The sequence below is a fragment of the Desulfosporosinus meridiei DSM 13257 genome, from assembly GCF_000231385.2.
Lineage (GTDB): Bacteria > Bacillota > Desulfitobacteriia > Desulfitobacteriales > Desulfitobacteriaceae > Desulfosporosinus > Desulfosporosinus meridiei.
Genome location: NC_018515.1, coordinates 1843302 through 1860732, shown reverse-complemented (window position 1 = coordinate 1860732; position 17431 = coordinate 1843302). Strand labels below are relative to the sequence as shown.

The following is a 17431-nucleotide window of genomic DNA, read 5'->3' as shown; positions in this document are numbered from 1 at the left end:
TCAAATTCTTAATAGTGTAGATTCTTTTCGGTGACTCTGTTACGGAATACCCAATAGGTCCACCCTTGATATATAAGCACAATAGGCACCATAATCATTGCTACAATCGTCATTATCTTGAGGGTATATGGGCTGGATGATGCATTGTAGATAGTGAGACTCCAGTTTGCATTTAGGCTGGAAATCATTACTCGAGGGAAAAGTCCCCAGAACACGGATACAGTAAACAGGAGAATTGTTACGCCGTTAGTTACGAATGCCCAGCCATTTTTTCGAGTCTTTAAGAAGACAGCAGCCAGGATAAGCGTCACTCCGGAACCTATTAAGGTTATACCTGCGCCAAGACTTGCAAAAAGATCCGTCTGATAATAGGTTAAACCTGCTAACAGTAAAACAACAGGAATAGCCACTAAAGCAATTCTTTGAGCTATTTTTAATGACCGTTCAGCCATGTCCCCCGTTGTCTTGAGGCTGAGGAATAGAGCACCGTGAAACATAAAGACTAATAATGTGGTTAACCCACCGATGATAGTGTAAGGAGAAAGAAGATCAAAGAAGGTTCCAACATATTGCATTTCTGCATTGATTGGCACGCCTTTAAGCAGATTTGTCACTGCTACTCCCCAAAGGATTGCTGACAATAAACTTCCCGTGAAAATCACCCAATCCCAGGTGTTTCGCCAGAGTGGACTTGGATCACTACTGCGGAACTCAAAGGCTACTCCTCGAATGATCAAGGAAAATAAAACCAGAAACAATGCCAGAAAAAATCCACTAAATAAGGTTGCATACCAATTAGGAAATGCCGCGAACATAGCTCCACCGGCGGTAATTAGCCAGACTTCGTTTCCATCCCAGTGAGGTCCGATTGTATTAATAACTACTCGACGTTCTTGATCATTTTTGCCTAAGAAGGGAAGTAAAATTCCCACTCCAAAGTCAAACCCCTCGAGAAAAAAGAACCCAACGAACAATACGGTTATGAGTATGAACCAAAGGATGTTTAAGTCCATAATGACGCCCCCTTAACTCCAGTTTTCTGGCTTTCTACTACAGGCGTTTCCGGCCCCTTCTTAACATATTTAACCATCAGATAAATATCGGCGACTGCCAAAATTGTATATATTAGCAAAAAGCCAATCGAAGCAATCATCATCGAAACTAAGGATACTGAGGTGGATACCCCCTGATCTACTCTTTGTAATCCGTAAACAATCCAAGGTTGACGTCCAACTTCTGCTAAGAACCAGCCTGCTGTATTTGCTATATAGGGGATTGGGATGGTCCATAACATTAGTTTCAAAAACCAGGGATTTTGTTCATAAGCCTTTGTCTTATTGAAGTATAAGCCTAGTAAAGCTATCAGGACTAACCAAATTCCTGCTGTCAACATGATACGGAAACTCCAAAAAAGAGAAGCTACCGGCGGGACATAGTTACCTGGCCCATATTCATTAACAGCAGCTTCCTGCAGCTCATGAATCCCTTTGACCTCACCTGTAAAGCTGTTATAAGAAAGAAAACTTAATAAGGCTGGGATTTTAACCTCAAAATTGTTTTTCTGACCTTGCTCATCGATGGAGGCATAGAGGGATAAACCTGCTGGATTTTCTGTTTCCCAATGTGCCTCAGCTGCAGCCATCTTCATGGGTTGAGTTTTCACAAGGTGCATTCCTTGTAAGTGTCCAATTCCTGAAACCCCTAAAGTACTTATTAGTCCAAAAACAACGGCAATCTGAAATGAGCGCTGAAAGACCTCCAAATGGTTCTTTTTCAGCAAATGATAAGCACTAACCCCCATCACAAAAAAACCGGCGGTTACAAATCCGCTAAGAACAGTATGAGGGAATTGATAGAGCACATGAGGATTCGTGATTAATGCCAGAAAATCAGTCATTTCTGCACGGCCATTGCGTAAAACATAGCCAAGTGGCTCTTGCATAAATGAATTTGCAACTAAAATAAAGAATGCAGAGAGATTCGAAGCAATTGCTACAATCCAAATAGCCATCAAATGAACCTTCTTAGATAATTTATCCCACCCAAAAACCCATAATCCTAAAAATGTAGACTCTAAGAAAAACGCTACTAAGGCCTCAACTGCTAAAGGAGCACCAAAAATATCTCCTACAAAACGAGAATACTCAGACCAATTCATACCAAACTGGAACTCTTGAGTTAATCCGGTTACAACACCCATGGCAAAATTGATTAAAAACAGTTTGCCCCAAAACTTAGTCATTTTCTTGTAGGTTTCATTCCCGGTTTTTACATACCATGTTTCCATCATAGCAACGAGGACACCTAGTCCTAAAGTCAGAGGAACAAACAAGAAATGATAAGAAGTCGTTAGGGCAAATTGTAATCTAGATAAGATAAGTTCAGTCATCGTCACACCTCCACTTAGTTAATTAATATCAGCCTCACATTTATTATTCCCTAGTAACTGCTTTAAAGATGGCCCTTCCCTCTCTCCTCCTTTTGTATTCATTTTCACTTAACCTATTTACGTTATATATATGTCTCCACTCACTCTTATATTATTTATTATTATACTAATTATTAATTAGGTAGTCAATTAAATATACTAAAAATCGAGGGTTATAGTTTTTCTGTATTCGTCAATAATCGATAATATTCCTCCATTTTCGATATTTGGTTAGATTTTTCTTTGTTAGGCCTAGGTTGTTTACAGTTGAGAGGACTTTTCAGAAATGTAAGTCTTATTTCCTAATTAGATGACATTCTTATAGTGGTCTATTCATATTCTTTGGTTGTTTATCCTTGGATACATAAGTTCTAAATTGATCCATACATGGTAAATGAACCTTAATATTAATGAAATTACCAGGTTTGAACTCGGTAATTTGGATAATATAATACAGCCATCTAAAATGGAAAATAATTAAATTTAACTAAAGAAACAAGGAGGAATTTACTATGTCAGGAGAAAGAAGTACAAATACACCAGCAGCTCAAGGGGCTTCTCAGCAATTAGATCAATTCAAATATGAGGTAGCCAGCGAAATGGGTCTTCAATTAGGCGGTGATCGAACAAGCCGTGAAAATGGCTCTGTCGGCGGTCAAATGACTAAGCGTATGATCCAATTTGCAGAGGAACATCTTAAAAACGGCAACAGGATCTAATTACTTAGAAGTTCATAAGAACGCACAAAAAGAGGGATGTCAATGGCATCCCTCTTTTTGTGACTTTCTCCCGCTTCGGAAACGCTCTTAATCGCAAAACTCAGCCCAGTTAGCCGGATAGGTACAATAGAAAACTTTACAAAACGTTGGCGAGGAAAAGACGACCTGACTTCCCTTAGGAATGTACAACACATCTCCAGCCTTAGCACGGAAGACTTGCCCTCCAACTTCCAGGACAAACTCCCCTTCGATGACGTAATCAACTTCATCATAGTTTAAGAACCATGGCAGCCTAGAATGATCAAAGGTCATAAACCCTGAGGCCAGATTGCCCACCCGAGAATCAATCACGTCTACCAGACCTACTTTTTGTCCGGGAGGCGCTTCCGGAAATGGCTGAATCACAACCGTTTCTCCTTTGACATGGGTCGCTTTCGGGTTTGCACAGGCGGGTTTAAGAACCTCTCCCAGAATCTTCTGGACGGCTTTTTTTAGGTCGGTATCCTTGGTGTTTGTTACTTCTGTGCCAGAGGAAACACTAACCGCTTTAACCCCGGACTCAGAATTAATCAGTTGTACTCCTGCTTGCCCTACAACATTGTGGCCGATAATTTCTTCTCTGCCTTTGCTAATGGTAATTCCCAGTTCTTTAGCAAGATCCTTGGCGGATGGGGTTAGGACACTGTCTTCTTCTAAAACGATATTTTTCCCTAATTTGGCCATATCCCGCAGAACGGCTGCCGAGATAAATCGTCCCATAGTACACCTCCTTATCGTGGTTCGAGTTAAAATTACAATACTAGCGTTTAGGGGTAAACCTTAGCTTTGCGCCTCGTTTCCCTACTTGGTTTTGCAATGGTTTTTTGGGTCTTCTCGCTTAGTACTTCGTACTAACTATGATCAATCGTTCACTTAGCCAGCATCGAGTTTGTGATCCCGACTTCGTGCCTCGTGCTGCCAGCTTCGAACTCCTTAGAGCAGACTTTCAACAAGCTGCTTCGCGGGTCTGGGGATCACAACTTGGCGGATGAGAAGTCCTTTATCACTGGCCAGGGTGCTTCCTTCTTCCACAGCGGCTTTAACGGAAGCGACTTCTCCGGTGAGGAGGGTGTAGCTTTTACCCCCGATTCCAAAAGCCAGATGTAAGAGCAGCGGCTCCACATCTCCGGCTTTAACTGCCGCATCCGCCGCTTCGATGAGGGAGGCAACGGTAAAGGTTTCTATGATGCCTAAGGCCTTAATATCCTTTAGAGCGTTCGCTCTCCCGATGGCGGGCAGGATTGAGGGATGGACATTGGGAATGACAAAGGAATCCACCACGGTCTCTGCTCCTAAGTCGACTCCGGCGTTCACGGACTGCTGGACTCCGGAGACATCCCCGCTGACCATGACGATGTATTTTCCAGGGCAGATGGTTTTGGCGACCAAAATAGTTACATCCGCTGTTTTGCTCATGATATCGGCGCACTCTATCCCTTGGGCTATACTGGTTGTTTCCACCAGCCCTATGGCATGGATCATTTGGCTGCACCACCTTTCCCTATCGTTATGGCTTGGGGCGTAACTTGAGTCACGGTTCCCTCAAGGCTGGCATGAAGCTTGGCACCGAGGGCTCCTTCCGGAATGTCACCGATGAGCTGTCCCACTCGAACTCTGTCTCCGACCTGGACAACCGGGACGGCGGCGGCTCCGATATGCTGCTGCAGTTTGAGGCTGACTTCGGCCGGTTCATACTTATCTAAGGATAAGGGGGCTTCTTTGTACCAAGGTCTTAGTCTCAAGCGATCCATGAGGCGGGCGGAAGGCACTAAGCGGTGTTGAGCCATGGGGTCAACTTTGCCCAGCTCTCCCTGATACTTGATGCCCTGGGCTCTAAGCTCTGCTTTTAAGGCGATATTGACTCTGAGGGGGGAGATTCCCACCGGACAGGCATAGGCTTCACAAACCCCGCATTCCGAGCAGGTTAGCGCACTGGTGACCAGGCTCGGGTCTCCCACCTTTTGGTAGTTTACCGCCCGAATCAGTTTATGAGGCGGGAGTTCGTGACCGATCAGATGTCTGGGGCAAAGATCCGTACAGAAGCTGCACTGTTCGCAGACGGTTTTGGCAATGCGCAAGATGCTGTCCACGGTCATTCCTTTGCGTTCGATGAGCATATGACCCTTGGGTAGGGCTATCAGTCCGCCGGTGGTTTTAGTGACCGGGGCTGAGAGGTCGCTGATGAGGCTGCCCATCATCGGCCCTCCATTAATATAGGCTAAGTCTCCTTGTTCTCCGCCCGCCAGTTCCAGGACGTCTCGGATGGAGGTTCCAATCGGCACAGTGACGGTAATCGGGTTTTTTACGGCCCCTGTAACGGTGAGGGTTCGGGTGGTGACGGGGGTTCCCTCGGCGGCTTTGGCCACATTGATCAGGGTCTGGACGTTGTTGACCACAACGCCGATGTTTAAGGGGATTCCCCCCGGTGGTACTCGCCGTCCCGTGGTTAACCAGATGGTGATGACTTCGTCTCCCGCCGGATAGATATCCGGCATAATCACGATCTCTAGGTTATCTCGGGTTTGAACATAGGGGGTTAAAGCGATGATGGCTTCTTTATATTTGGCTTTTAAAGCGATGATCCCTTTTGGGGCTCCCGTCGATTCCATAGCTAAGGTTAAACCCTTAATGAGTTCTTCGGGATAGCGGGCGGCCAGTTGTTGGTCGGTTTTCAGTAAGGGCTCACATTCCGCCGCATTGACAATCACTATTTCGGCCTGGGCCGAGAGTTTGACATGGGTGGGAAATCCGGCGCCCCCTGCTCCCACAACCCCTGCCTCTCGAACTTTCTCGCTGATTTCTTGAGGGGTTAATTTACTCATTTTTTCACCTGCTTAAGCGTTACGCTTCAAAGGTTTCTTTATCGATGATGCCGACGATGGTGGCATCGATAGGGATGTTGTTATTGGCTAAGCCTTGGCGGGCGGAGGATCCGCTGGCGATCATGACGATTTCATCCTCGCCGGCTCCGATTTGGTCGGCGGCAATGAGGGAATTCCCGAACTCCCTGAGCTTAGGGGTTCCGTCCTCCTGGTAAGAGAGGGTCACGGGTTGGACGACCAGGAATTTTAGACCGCGCAGGGATTCTTCTTTGCGGGTCGACCAGACATTTCCGATGACTCGGGCTAGGATCATCCTTGTCCCCTCCCTTTTTCTCTCTCTAGACAGAGCTCGATTCGCCGTTGTTTCAAGGTGTCTCGGGCTAAGGGAGAGATGACGGTTCCTTCGCTGACCAAGACTCTCGAGGCTTCCGGAAATCCGTAGGCTTGTTTATCCCCTAAGAATTTCTTGGTGTAGTAGATTTCTTGGCGCTTGTGGTCAGGTTCGTCAGCAAAGACTGTACGCACCGGCTGATTGATGACCGGGTATTGATTAGGTTGGGATTCCTTGGATTGAGCCTTTGACGCCTGGTTTACTGTCCTTTGTTCATCGGCGAGTAAGTTAGGTTGCTGACTAAGGAATTTCTGATCGAGGATTAGGTTTGCCTCCTGTGAGCCGAACTTAACGTCTGCACAGCTTGGGTTTAAACGCCTAAGGATCTGAACTCCATAGGACTTTAGTTTCTCCAGATAGCCTTCATAAAGTTCCCGATAGGCTGCCGGGGTCCGGTTGGTAAGACCCAGATATTCGGTGTTGAGCTCGATGGAGCTGCCCTGGCTGATCCCTCGCCCGATCAGTTCACTGATGGGGTTATCCCGTATGCCTAAGGCGGCTTTGGCTAAGGTATTGGCGGAACAGGTGGGTAGGATTACTTGGGGCCAGTCTGCTTTTCCCAAGGCCTCTTCCCCGCTGATCCAGCTCATCCCTGCCGGCAGTTCCGGTTTCGCCTGAAAGGCTTGGTCGCTGGGCAGGATGCGGAGGGTATGGGTCTCTCCCCACCGTTTTTGGAGGGTGGCTAAGACACCCGGGAAATCCGAGACATAGTTTAAGAGAACCAGGGCTTCGGATTTAACCCTTGATGGAGGGGCTTGATGGCCTGTTCCTTGTAGGAGTCCTTGTAAGCTGGGATCCGACAGGATACGGCTGACAATTTGGCGGATTAGTTCTTCATTCATGTCATACCCCCAGGAGGATGCCCTGGCTCGTGGCTTCTATGAGAGCCGCATTGGCTTCATCCAGATCCAGGTGCAGTTCTTTTTGGTATTGGTCACTGACACGGATTAAGACATCTTCATAGGTGATGGGGCGGGGGCTTTCGACTTTGACGCAAATTCGGTCCCCATCCTTTAAGCACCATTCCCGGGCATCTTCAGGATGGAGATGGATGTGTCGGCTGGCCACTATGACGCCGCTGGTTAGTTCGACGGTTCCGGCTGGGCCCTCAATCTTTAGTCCGGGGGTGCCTTCATGCTGGCCGGAATCTCGGATCACCGGTTTGACGCCCAGTTTAAAGCAGTCCGTGACGCTGATTTCTACTTGGGTGTTTTTTCGCACGGGGCCTAAGACCCGTACCTTCTCCAGCCGTCCTTTAGGCCCAATTAGGCTGACGGTTTCTTCGGCTGCAAATTGTCCGGGTTGAGAGAGTTCTTTTTGGACGGTTAAGGTATAGCTGGCTCCAAAGAGGGCTTCCAGGTCGGTTTTGGAGAGATGGATATGCCGATTGGAAATTCCAACGGCAACTCGTTTTACCGGGGCTTCCTTTAAGCTGTCCTGCTGGGATTCCCTCTGAGTTTCCTTCTTAGCTTGGTTCTGACCTTCCTGGGTCATGCGGCTTCTTACTTCGCAGGCTAGAATGTAGAAGGCGCTGGAAAGTCGATTCAGAGCCTGAATCAAGTCGGTTCGGCTGCATTCTCCCTTTTCATCAGTAAAGGCTCGGTTGGCATAGAGTTCCACTTCTCGCGACTTAGCTCTTAGCCGGTGAAGTCTAGCCACGATGGGGCCATGGGTATAGCTTAGCGGGGTGTGATCAATCCCAAAATATTTTTTGGGATGATGGGACCTTTCCCGCAGTTCTTCTGGGCTTAGTCCCAGCAAGGTGCTCCATTGAAAGGGCTCTTGTTTGACTTCACTCACCATAAGTTGGCGGCAGAGGGCGGAGATTTCTTCTAGGTGCTGAATCAGCGTCTCTTCCCCTGCTTGCTGAAAGTAACATTGAGCTTCAACTAGGTCACCTTGAAACAGGTCGAGTTGTCCGCGGTAGGCGATCACCGGGTGAGTCTTGGTGACTAACTCGCCCGCACGCAGATGGGTCATGTGTTCCGGTTTGACGCCTGCTGGGGTTGGAGGGGCTGCCATCGGCGTGGTGGACACAATGGTCTTTGTCCTTGCCAATGCATTGGTGCCCGTGGTCATATTCGTAGCCGTCGTCTGGGCTTGGGTACCCTGATGACTCTTGGACTCTTCCGTAGGCTTAGGTTGATACCCCCTGCTCAAGCTTTGGGCTGCTGAGGAAAAGGTTGTCTTATGAAGGTCTTGCAGTCCGTTTCCTTCGATCTGGACATCGATTCCCTTGGAGCGGATAAAGTCTCTGGCTGAGGGTGTGATCACACTTCCTGGCGGTAAGATGATCAGTGTTTCTTTGTTTTTATGCCAATTGGCTCGCAATTCATATTCTGTGACGATCAAGTCCTCACCTCATTACAGAAGTCAGAGGTCGGAAGCCAGCGGTTAAGGGTTTAGTGCATTTGCTTCAATACTAATTACGTTAGATAGATTGAAGTTAATAGTTAGTTGTCCTTACCTCTGGCTCGAACATTTGACGTTTACTTATTTATCTCCAAAGCTTTTGTTGTCACCGACAGGCAGAATGTATTCCACATCGTGATGGGGGCGTGGAATGACGTGAACGCTGAGGAGTGCTCCCACGCGCTGGGCGGCGGCGGCTCCTGCATCGACGGCGGCTTTGACCGCTCCGACATCACCTCGCACCATGACGGAGACTAGTCCGCCGGAGACGTGTTCTTTGCCGCAGAGTACTACATTGGCTGCTTTTAACATTTGGTCGGCTGCTTCGATCGCTGGGATTAATCCTTTGGTTTCTATCATGCCAAGTGCTATTACACTTCGATCTTGTGCCATTTTAGTCCCTCCCTAATTTCGTGGTTCGATATTCGTGGTTCGATATTCGTGGTTCGATATTCGTGGTTCGATGTTCGTGGTTCGATGTTCGTGGTTCGAGGCTGGGGATTCTTGTATGAGTCCTCAATGTTTAACTGGTTAATGTTGAGGTGAATTATTTACCGCATTTCATGCCGTTTATATGCTGCATGACTTTGTTAAGAATTTCTTGCACTAACTCAGCATCGATTTGCGGATTTGCTGAGGTTTGTTGTTGGCTTTGAGCTCTCCCACTACTTTCCTGGGTATTCATGGGGTCAACGGGTTTGCGCTCCGGGATGCCCAGATGCCAAGCGACTCGCTTGATGTTCAGCAGATGTAAGGGGGTCACGTTTTCGGAGACACTGGATCCGGCCCAGGTGCCGCAGCCTAAGGTGAAGGAGGGGGCTAAGCCCGTGGTGGCTCCTACGCCGCCCATAGCTGCCGGGGTGTTGATCAGTAAACGGTTGACGGGTTTCTTCAGGGCAAACTCTCGGATCACTTCTAGGTTGTTGCAGTGCATGGCCAAGCTGTGTCCTACTCCGCCGGCTTCTAAGAGCTGGAAGCAGCGCTCGCACCCTTCATGCCAATCCGCCACTCGGTAAAAGCCTAAGACGGTGGTCAGCTTTTCATAGGATAAGGGCCATTGGGGGCCGACGCCTGCTAAGGGGGCGACTAAGCATCTGGTTTGCTCGGGGATTAAAATCCCGGCCAGTTGGGCGATGAATTTAGGTTCTTTGCCCACGACTTTCGGATTGACCCCTCCGTTCGCTAACATAACCACCTTGGAGACTTTGGCCACCTCCTCGGGATCGAGGAAATGGGCACCTTGTTGTTTGAGCTGGATAATGAGGTCATCGGCGATACATTCTTCGGCAACAATGGCTTGTTCGGAGGCACAGATGGTTCCGTTGTCAAAGGTTTTACCCATGACAATGTACTCGGCGGCTTTAGCCAGGTCGGCACTGCGTTCCACGAAGGCCGGGACGTTTCCGGGGCCCACACCGAGGGCTGGTTTTCCGCTGCTGTAGGCGGCTTTAACCAGGGCGCTTCCCCCTGTGGCTAGGATCATGGCTACATCGGGGTGTTTCATGAGTTCGTTGGTGGCTCCCATGGAGACATTCATGATGCAGCCGATAACCCCTTCCGGCGCTCCCGCTGCGGCCGCGGCTTGCTGCATAATTTTTGCCGCTTCATGGGTGCAGCGCACGGCACTGGGGTGGGGGGAGAAAACGATGGCGTTCCGGGATTTCAGGGCGATCATGGCTTTGTAGATCACCGTTGAGGTAGGGTTCGTGGTCGGGACGATCCCGGCGATGACACCCACGGGTTCTGCGATTTCCCAAAGCTTTTGCTCCTGATCTTCTCGGATGATTCCCACGGTCTTCATGGGTTTGATGAACTCGTAGAGAGTTCGCGAGGCAAAATAGTTCTTAAAGCATTTATCGTTATAGTTGCCCATCCCCGTTTCGGAGACGGCCATCATGGCTAGTCTGGCTGCATTAGCTTCCCCGGCTTCCCGCATCATATCGATGATATGGTCCACTTGCTCTTGCGTGAAGTCTTTCAGGGCTTCTTGGGCTTTGCGCGCAGCTCGCACTAAATTTCGGGTTTCCTGTAAGGAACATAAATCGCGGTCAAGTTCCATTACGAAGCTGCCTCCTCCCTTTTCCTAAAATTTTAATCCGTTTTCACAGACGTCGATGACGGCTCTTTGGAAGGCTTCGCAGGCGGATTTGCAGGCGCTTTGCGAGCCGGTTAAGAGTCCGCCGCCAAAGTTGGTTTCCGTGGGGGGGCCGTAGAAGGCTTTCATGCTGACTTCGGCGGCTTTTAAGGCGGCGTCTAAGCCAAACATGGCTTCAATCGGAGGGGCGATCAGGTAAGAAAGAGCCTGGCCTTCTTCAATTCCGGCAACTTTAGAAAGATAACTTCCGGTTCGTGAGATAGTGTGAGGAAAGAACGCTGTTTTTCCGCCGTCACAGGTGTAGAACCAGCATTCATTTTCCAGGTGTTCGATGCAGGCATCCACTCCGGCCCGGACTTCCGCCGGATTAGGGCCGGCTAAGATGCCAATGATTTCTCCGGATAGCGGGCCGGAGGCTCGGGCTGCTCCGCAATAGAAGCTTTTGGCATAGACAACTTCGACTTCCGCTTTTTTAGTGGCTTCATCTAAGGCTACGTAGGTGGAATCATCAATGTCGGCGGTGATCATACCGATGGAACGCTGATAGTCCGTCAGGCCCAGCTGCTGGGCCAGATCCGGGGCTACATTCGGGATTAATCGGACGGCTAATACTTTAGGTTTTAGAGGCTCTATCATGGTTATCCTCCCTATTCCTGCCGGACGCTTTTCTTAAGATCCGACGATTTATTTGTTTTCAACATTTTTGGATTTTGGCTTTTCTTCAAAGACGGGTAATTTAGGCAGGATAGCCTCCAACTCAGGGTGTGGGCGGGGGATGACATGACAACTGATAAGCTCTCCGACTCGCTCAGCGGCGGCTGCTCCCGCATCAACGGAAGCTTTTACGGCTCCTACATCTCCTCGAACCATGACCGTCACTAAGGCGCCTCCAACTTTCACTTTCCCGATTAGGGTGACATTGGCTGCTTTGACCATGGCATCAGCCGCTTCTATGGCTCCTACGATTCCACGGGTTTCTACCATTCCTAGTGCTACGAGATCTTCTCTTATAGCCATTTGTGTTTGCTCCTCTCACTCTCGTTTATATATCAAATAAACGTTAAATTCTCACAACCCATTATATATGGACAACTTATAATAAACCAATACAACTTTCTAACATTGAAATGTTCTTATGAATAATCGGTTAATACTAGGTTCGTCCATTGCTGCTTACTTAAAGGCTTACTACTCAAGATTGACACCTGATGCTTTAGCATCCAGTATTCTTTTGATTAAGCTGGCCAAATGTGCTCCAGCTTCCGCAGCCGGAGTCCCACCCTTGTGAATATTACTGATTACGGTTCTTTCACTCTCAACCATACCCAGTCTCGGATTGTATCCTATATAAGCACTCATACTCTCAGCCGTTCCTAATCCCGGGCGTTCTCCAATAAGAATTACGGCAACTTCAGGCTTCAACTCTTCCCCAATGGTATCCATAATGGCCACTCGGCCATTGCGAACAAAGATTGGAATTCCAAGCTTCACACCCATTCCTTCAAGCCCTTGAGTCAAGGCAGGGAGAAGATTAGGAATATTTGCTTCAACGGCTTTGCTGGAAAGTCCGTCAGATACAATGATCTGAACCATAGCGCCTTTAGGGCATCCCTTTGCCAGAATCCCTAAATTTTCATCATCCAGTTTTCTGCCCAGGTCCGGTCTAGTTAGATATTCATCTTTTGAGCTGCAGAGGGTTTGGATAGAAACCATATTATATTTTGCCGGAAATTCTTCCGGTACCACTCCAAGTACAGAGTCTTGGGCTACGGCATGGTCAGCTCTAAAACGCAGTAAAGTATCTGTCAATGGACGGGGACCGCTGCGCCACACTCCGATCCGGGCTGGTGTTGAAAGCTTCATCTCTTCATAAAGATCTTTGTTGACAGGATCAGGTACTTGCAGATATCGTTGTAAGTCAATTTCTGCTAAATCTTTTATCTCACATTCGTTAATTTTTGCTGATTCTGCTAAAGGGAGATTACTACTCGAATTTTGGCTTTTCTGTTGTTCCATTCCTTTAAGCAATTCTTCAACGATTAAACGAACACTATCTTCTAAGCTCATTTCTTTTCCCCCCTTACCTTGTGAATATCGTCGCATCACCGGCACGAGCTGTAAGCTTGCCCTTTGCCAGGATTCCCATGGATTCTGCCCAAGCTTCAAACTCCGGCAACGGTCTTAAGTTAAACAGTTCTCTCAAGGTTGCAATGTCATGATAGCTCGTGCATTGGTAATTTAACATTACATCATCACCCATAGGGATCCCCATGAAATAGGTACACCCTGCCGCAGAGAGAAGAGTTGCCAAATTCTCGATATCATTTTGGTCTGCCTTCATATGGTTGGTGTAGCAAGCGTCCACACCCATTGGCAAACCAGTTAGTTTACCCATAAAATGGTCTTCCAGACCTGCTCTTGTTACTTGACGAGTATCATAAAGATACTCCGGACCGATAAATCCAACAACGGTATTAACTAAAAAGGGATTGTAATGACGAGCTAAACCGTAACACCGAGCTTCCATAGTTACTTGGTCAGCACCATGGTGAGCCTCGGAAGAAAGCTCGGAGCCTTGCCCGGTTTCAAAATACATAATATTAGGACCGGTGGCACGGCCTTCTTTCAATCCTAAAGCATAGGCCTCGTCTAAAATTTCTTTAGTGACTCCAAAGGCTTCGTTCCCAATCTGGGAACCGGCAATAGATTGGAATAATAAGTGCACAGGGGCACCTTTTCTTAAGGCCTTCATTTGAGTGGTAATATGGGCTAAAACACAAATCTGAGTAGGTATCTTCCATTCTTCAGCAAAGTTATAGAGGGTTTCCAGGCTGCGTATGGTAGCAGGTACGGTATCATCAACCGGATTCAATCCTAATACTGCATCCCCTATCCCATAAGATAGACCTTCACGCAAGCTGGCTAAAATTCCATCGACCCCATCCGTAGGATGATTTGGTTGAAGCCGAGAAGCTAAGCACCCTGCATTACCAATTGTCGTATTACAATGAGCCAAATTTTGAATTTTAGCTGCCCCTAAGATCAGGTCAAGATTGCTCATTAATTTAGCTACTGCAGCGACCATCTCTGAGGTAAGACCTCGACTAATCCTTTTCAGAGCAGAACCATTGGTTTCGGTTCGGAGAATGTATTCTCGAAACTCTGCAACACTCCAATTCTTAATCGTATGGTAAATGGGCTCATTGACATCAGCGTCAATAACACGGGATACTTCGTCGTCCTCAAGGGGCACGACTGGATTCTTTCGTAAATCTTCCAAAGTTAATTCTGATAAGACCCGTTTAGCGGCGATCCGTTCCGCTGCATCAGCGGCAGCGATTCCTGCAAGGATATCCCCTGATTTAATTTCGTTTGCTTTAGCCAAAACATCCTTTACATCTTTGAAGGTAAAGGTTTGACCAAAAAGTCGTGTCTTTAGATTCACGATTTCACATCCCTTCTGTTGGCTAGTATTAACGGGCGAATACGAGGGTTTTTACAATAACAGGCACTGCATCTTGATGGGGTAAGGGTTTAGCAATATCTAAAAAATCGCCAAAGGCCAGTTCAATACCGTCCAAACAGACTATTGGCATATTAGGGAGAAGCCTCTGCAGGGTTTGTCCAAGAACCTTAGCAATATCTTGTTGGGCAATAACCACTTTAGGCTCCCCTTTAATTGAAGGTAATTCACTGGCTAGAGTTTCTGCTAAGGAAAGAATCGTGGTAAAGTCCGTGTCAGGCAAAGGTGGTACGATTAAGGCAACTGTGCGGTAAAGAGCGTCGGTATAATTCTCAGTGGGTTTAAGCCAGGTAAAGCCACCCGACGCACTCAATTCCGGATACACCGCCGGCACATTGCGCAGCGGAAGGGTATGCTCACTAACAGTAATTGTTGAACCGGATACATTTACAGTATGAGCCCCCGCCCCCAGGACAGTAGCATGAATGGTTTCCGTGCCTTCATGTACGGGCAGGGACGAATAAATCCGGCTTTCACGAAATGCTTCAGCTAATAGTGGGCCAACATCCCCATGTATCCACCACTCATTAATTCCAGGAAGATAAATATATCTTGCTACCCCTCCTGAAAAGACCACACCGTCGATCTTAACATTCGGTAATAAATTGGTCATTACCAAACAACTGTCCTGAGCAAGCAAGGGTTCCTGAAAAATGACCCGTTCCACACATTCGACCATACTGCGCAAACAGTGCTTGATTATAACTAATTCTTTCTCACTTTGAGCCTGGACAGTTTCGGGATAAAAATGACTCAATATCTTCTGGGCAGGTGGGGAAACAAACGTTAAATTGTGACTAATCGGATCAACTTCAAAAAGTCGGCCGCCAACATTGATACATGCTGTACCAATACACTTGCCTCGATCAAAATAGGCAATATTTGTGGTTCCTCCACCGATATCAATATTGGCAATACAGCCATGTAAGCGCTTGGAGAGCGCCTCGGCTCCCGATCCTTTTCCGGCAATCACACTTTCGAGATCCGGTCCAGCCGTCGCTACGACAAAATCTCCGGCATAATCAGCCAAGGAATGAATGATCTCCGAGGCATTCTCCTTTTTAGCGGTTTCTCCGGTAATAATAATAGCCCCTGTGTCAATCTGTTCGGGCCTCACTCCAGCCTTCTCGTATTCCTTTGCGATGATTTTACGAAGGGCAGCACCGTCAACATGCTGACGGTCTTCAAAAGGAGTGAAGTGAACCTTCCCAAGATAGGCAATACTTTTATGACTAATTTCCACCTTCGGGACTTGACTTCCGGGCATTACGTTCACTAGAGTCAGCCGCGAAATGACCAACTGAGTCGTTGTTGTTCCGATGTCGATCCCCACACTGACTAGTGTCATCTCTTTAGCCATGTTGTTTCCATAAGCCATCTAATTACGATGGCTCCTCTCCACAAAAAGGTATTTGGGTTTAAGCATCTAGTTCGTCTAAAACGCCGAACTCTTCTTCAAAAGGTCTGATATTCTTATTTCCCCAGATAAAATAGTAAACGATTGCAATGGCATAGACAATAGCTGTCATTTTTAAGGCAGGTACACTTGAAATAATTACACTTATAGTCAAGAAAATACCTGTCAGAAAGCTAATAGCCGGGATAATTGGATAGGATACTTTAAAGGGTCTTTTGAGACTGGGTTCTTTGGCACGCAGAACAAACAGACTGATTAGGCTAAGCATGTAAAGGGCTAAAGAACCGATAACTGCAATTGTAATAACGACAGCTGTCTGACCAGTGAGAACGACACCTAAGCCAATAAGTCCAGGAACTAATAGTGCCCATACCGGAGTATGACGTTTTGGGTCCACATAAGCTAAAAACTTAGGCAAATATCCGGTTCGAGCCATGGCGTAAGTTTGACGTGAGTAACCTACGATAATTCCATGCAGGGAAGCAATTAAGCCGAATAAACCAATGATATTGACCAATACAACAATAAAGGCATTTTCGCCAAAGACTTGAGCTAAGGCAATTGGTAATGGGAAGTCAACAGCTGAAACCAAATTATAGTCTGCAATACCAGCCGTTAAAAAGAGGGTCAGGAAGCCCATGATCATCAGTGTACCCATACCACTTAAGAAACCTTTAGGAATATCTTTCTGGGGATTTACCATTTCTTCTGCCGCCATGGCTCCGCCTTCAATAGCCAGATAGAACCAAATAGCGAAAGGTACAGCCGCCATGACTCCTTTCATACCGAAGGGAAGGAGAGGCTCAGCCATAACCCGTTGAATGGAAAAGTGAGGTGCTGCTGCTCCCCAGAAAATAACCAAACCGACAAGGGCAATAATGGTGACTACTAATTCTACTGTAGCAGAAGTTTTCATTCCCAAATAGTTAACAAAAATGAAAAAAAGGAATGCTGCAACTGATGCTGTTAAAGTTGGAATGGATGGAATGAGAAAGTTAATATATCCACCAACAGCCAAAGCGATTGCAGGGGGTGCAAAAATGAACTCGATTAAACAACTAATACCATTCATATATCCCCAAAAAGGCCCCAATGCTCTCCGAGCATAAGCCGAAGGTCCACCTGCATGGGGAATTGCTGTTGCCAGCTCAGAATAAGATAAGATAAATGTTACATAAAAGATCGTGACTGGAATTAAGGCTAGGGCTAATCCCATCGGCCCGCCTGCACCAAATCCATAACTCCAGCCAAAATAGTTTCCTGATATGACTAATCCTACAGCAAGAGCCCATAAGTGAATAGGTTTAAGTACTCTGGATAAATTTGCATCGGCCCCTGCGGTCACAACTTTAGTTTCTGTTGTCACTATATAAACCTCCTTTGTTTTTATTAGATGTAACCGATACCATACTAAACTATAACTTTAGTCTTCACCCGCCTTTCTCGGACAAAAATTAATGCCCTTTATTGCACCCGAAAATTCCGGATGTAATAAAGGGCATTATTGCCCGCTATTCCTTTGTTGAGAAGTTCACTAGTTGGTAACGGTTGACTCCATCTATAATCTACATTATTCGCGATCTAT

At 47.0% G+C, this 17431-nt stretch carries 17 protein-coding genes; 1 reads left to right on the top strand and 16 read right to left on the bottom strand.

Annotated features, from left to right (window positions below; translation table 11 throughout):
• Window positions 1–8: 8 nt before the first annotated feature.
• Both cydB and DESMER_RS08545 read right to left on the bottom strand, forming a co-directional pair.
• Window positions 9–1013 (bottom strand): cytochrome d ubiquinol oxidase subunit II, encoded by a 1005-nt coding sequence (gene cydB / locus DESMER_RS08550; protein ID WP_014902645.1) that lies wholly within the window; start codon window positions 1011–1013, stop codon window positions 9–11.
• Window positions 1004–2389, bottom strand: a complete 1386-nt coding sequence (locus DESMER_RS08545; protein WP_014902644.1) for a cytochrome ubiquinol oxidase subunit I — start codon at window positions 2387–2389, stop codon at window positions 1004–1006. The genes cydB and DESMER_RS08545 overlap by 10 nt, the downstream gene beginning before the upstream one ends.
• A gap of 551 nt (window positions 2390–2940) precedes the next feature.
• On the opposite strand from DESMER_RS08545, the gene DESMER_RS08540 reads away from it, so the two are divergent.
• Window positions 2941–3147 (top strand): alpha/beta-type small acid-soluble spore protein, encoded by a 207-nt coding sequence (locus DESMER_RS08540; protein WP_014902643.1) that lies wholly within the window; start codon window positions 2941–2943, stop codon window positions 3145–3147.
• A gap of 87 nt (window positions 3148–3234) precedes the next feature.
• Here the strand turns inward: DESMER_RS08540 and DESMER_RS08535 are convergent, their stop codons facing one another.
• The 14 genes from DESMER_RS08535 to eat form a co-directional block, all read right to left on the bottom strand.
• A complete protein-coding gene (locus DESMER_RS08535) occupies window positions 3235–3906 on the bottom strand; it encodes a cupin domain-containing protein (RefSeq protein ID WP_014902642.1) in 672 nt (223 codons plus the stop codon).
• A 213-nt stretch (window positions 3907–4119) separates the two neighbouring features.
• The gene (locus DESMER_RS08530; RefSeq protein ID WP_014902641.1) at window positions 4120–4668 is read right to left on the bottom strand and encodes a BMC domain-containing protein; all 549 of its coding nucleotides are present in this window, start codon (window positions 4666–4668) and stop codon (window positions 4120–4122) included.
• On the bottom strand, window positions 4665–6008 hold the full coding sequence (locus DESMER_RS08525) for a 4Fe-4S dicluster domain-containing protein (RefSeq protein WP_014902640.1): 1344 nt from the start codon (window positions 6006–6008) through the stop codon (window positions 4665–4667). Before DESMER_RS08525 ends, DESMER_RS08530 begins: the two co-directional genes overlap by 4 nt.
• Window positions 6009–6027: 19 nt before the next feature.
• The gene (locus DESMER_RS08520; protein WP_014902504.1) at window positions 6028–6321 is read right to left on the bottom strand and encodes a EutN/CcmL family microcompartment protein; all 294 of its coding nucleotides are present in this window, start codon (window positions 6319–6321) and stop codon (window positions 6028–6030) included.
• Window positions 6318–7241 (bottom strand): HFCD family protein, encoded by a 924-nt coding sequence (locus DESMER_RS08515; protein WP_014902503.1) that lies wholly within the window; start codon window positions 7239–7241, stop codon window positions 6318–6320. The genes DESMER_RS08520 and DESMER_RS08515 overlap by 4 nt, the downstream gene beginning before the upstream one ends.
• 1 nt (window position 7242) lies before the next feature.
• Window positions 7243–8751 carry a phosphate propanoyltransferase gene (pduL, locus tag DESMER_RS22970; protein WP_014902639.1) on the bottom strand — a complete coding sequence of 503 codons (1509 nt, stop codon included), beginning with the start codon at window positions 8749–8751 and terminating at the stop codon, window positions 7243–7245.
• Between the two features lie 141 nt (window positions 8752–8892).
• A complete protein-coding gene (locus tag DESMER_RS08500) occupies window positions 8893–9204 on the bottom strand; it encodes a BMC domain-containing protein (RefSeq protein WP_014902502.1) in 312 nt (103 codons plus the stop codon).
• A 154-nt stretch (window positions 9205–9358) separates the two neighbouring features.
• Window positions 9359–10870, bottom strand: coding sequence for an acetaldehyde dehydrogenase (acetylating) (locus tag DESMER_RS08495; RefSeq protein ID WP_014902638.1), 1512 nt, complete (start codon window positions 10868–10870; stop codon window positions 9359–9361).
• Between the two features lie 24 nt (window positions 10871–10894).
• Window positions 10895–11542 (bottom strand): ethanolamine utilization microcompartment protein EutL, encoded by a 648-nt coding sequence (gene eutL / locus DESMER_RS08490; RefSeq protein ID WP_014902500.1) that lies wholly within the window; start codon window positions 11540–11542, stop codon window positions 10895–10897.
• Between the two features lie 48 nt (window positions 11543–11590).
• A complete protein-coding gene (locus DESMER_RS08485; RefSeq protein ID WP_014902637.1) occupies window positions 11591–11923 on the bottom strand; it encodes a BMC domain-containing protein in 333 nt (110 codons plus the stop codon).
• 171 nt (window positions 11924–12094) lie between these two features.
• Window positions 12095–12973, bottom strand: coding sequence for an ethanolamine ammonia-lyase subunit EutC (gene eutC / locus DESMER_RS08480; protein ID WP_014902636.1), 879 nt, complete (start codon window positions 12971–12973; stop codon window positions 12095–12097).
• A gap of 13 nt (window positions 12974–12986) precedes the next feature.
• Window positions 12987–14351 (bottom strand): ethanolamine ammonia-lyase subunit EutB, encoded by a 1365-nt coding sequence (locus tag DESMER_RS08475; protein WP_014902635.1) that lies wholly within the window; start codon window positions 14349–14351, stop codon window positions 12987–12989.
• 28 nt (window positions 14352–14379) lie between these two features.
• Complete coding sequence (locus DESMER_RS08470) at window positions 14380–15807, bottom strand: ethanolamine ammonia-lyase reactivating factor EutA (protein WP_014902634.1); 1428 nt, start codon at window positions 15805–15807, stop codon at window positions 14380–14382.
• Window positions 15808–15847: 40 nt separating this feature from the next.
• Window positions 15848–17212, bottom strand: coding sequence for an ethanolamine permease (eat, locus tag DESMER_RS08465; protein ID WP_014902633.1), 1365 nt, complete (start codon window positions 17210–17212; stop codon window positions 15848–15850).
• Window positions 17213–17431 lie beyond the last annotated feature (219 nt).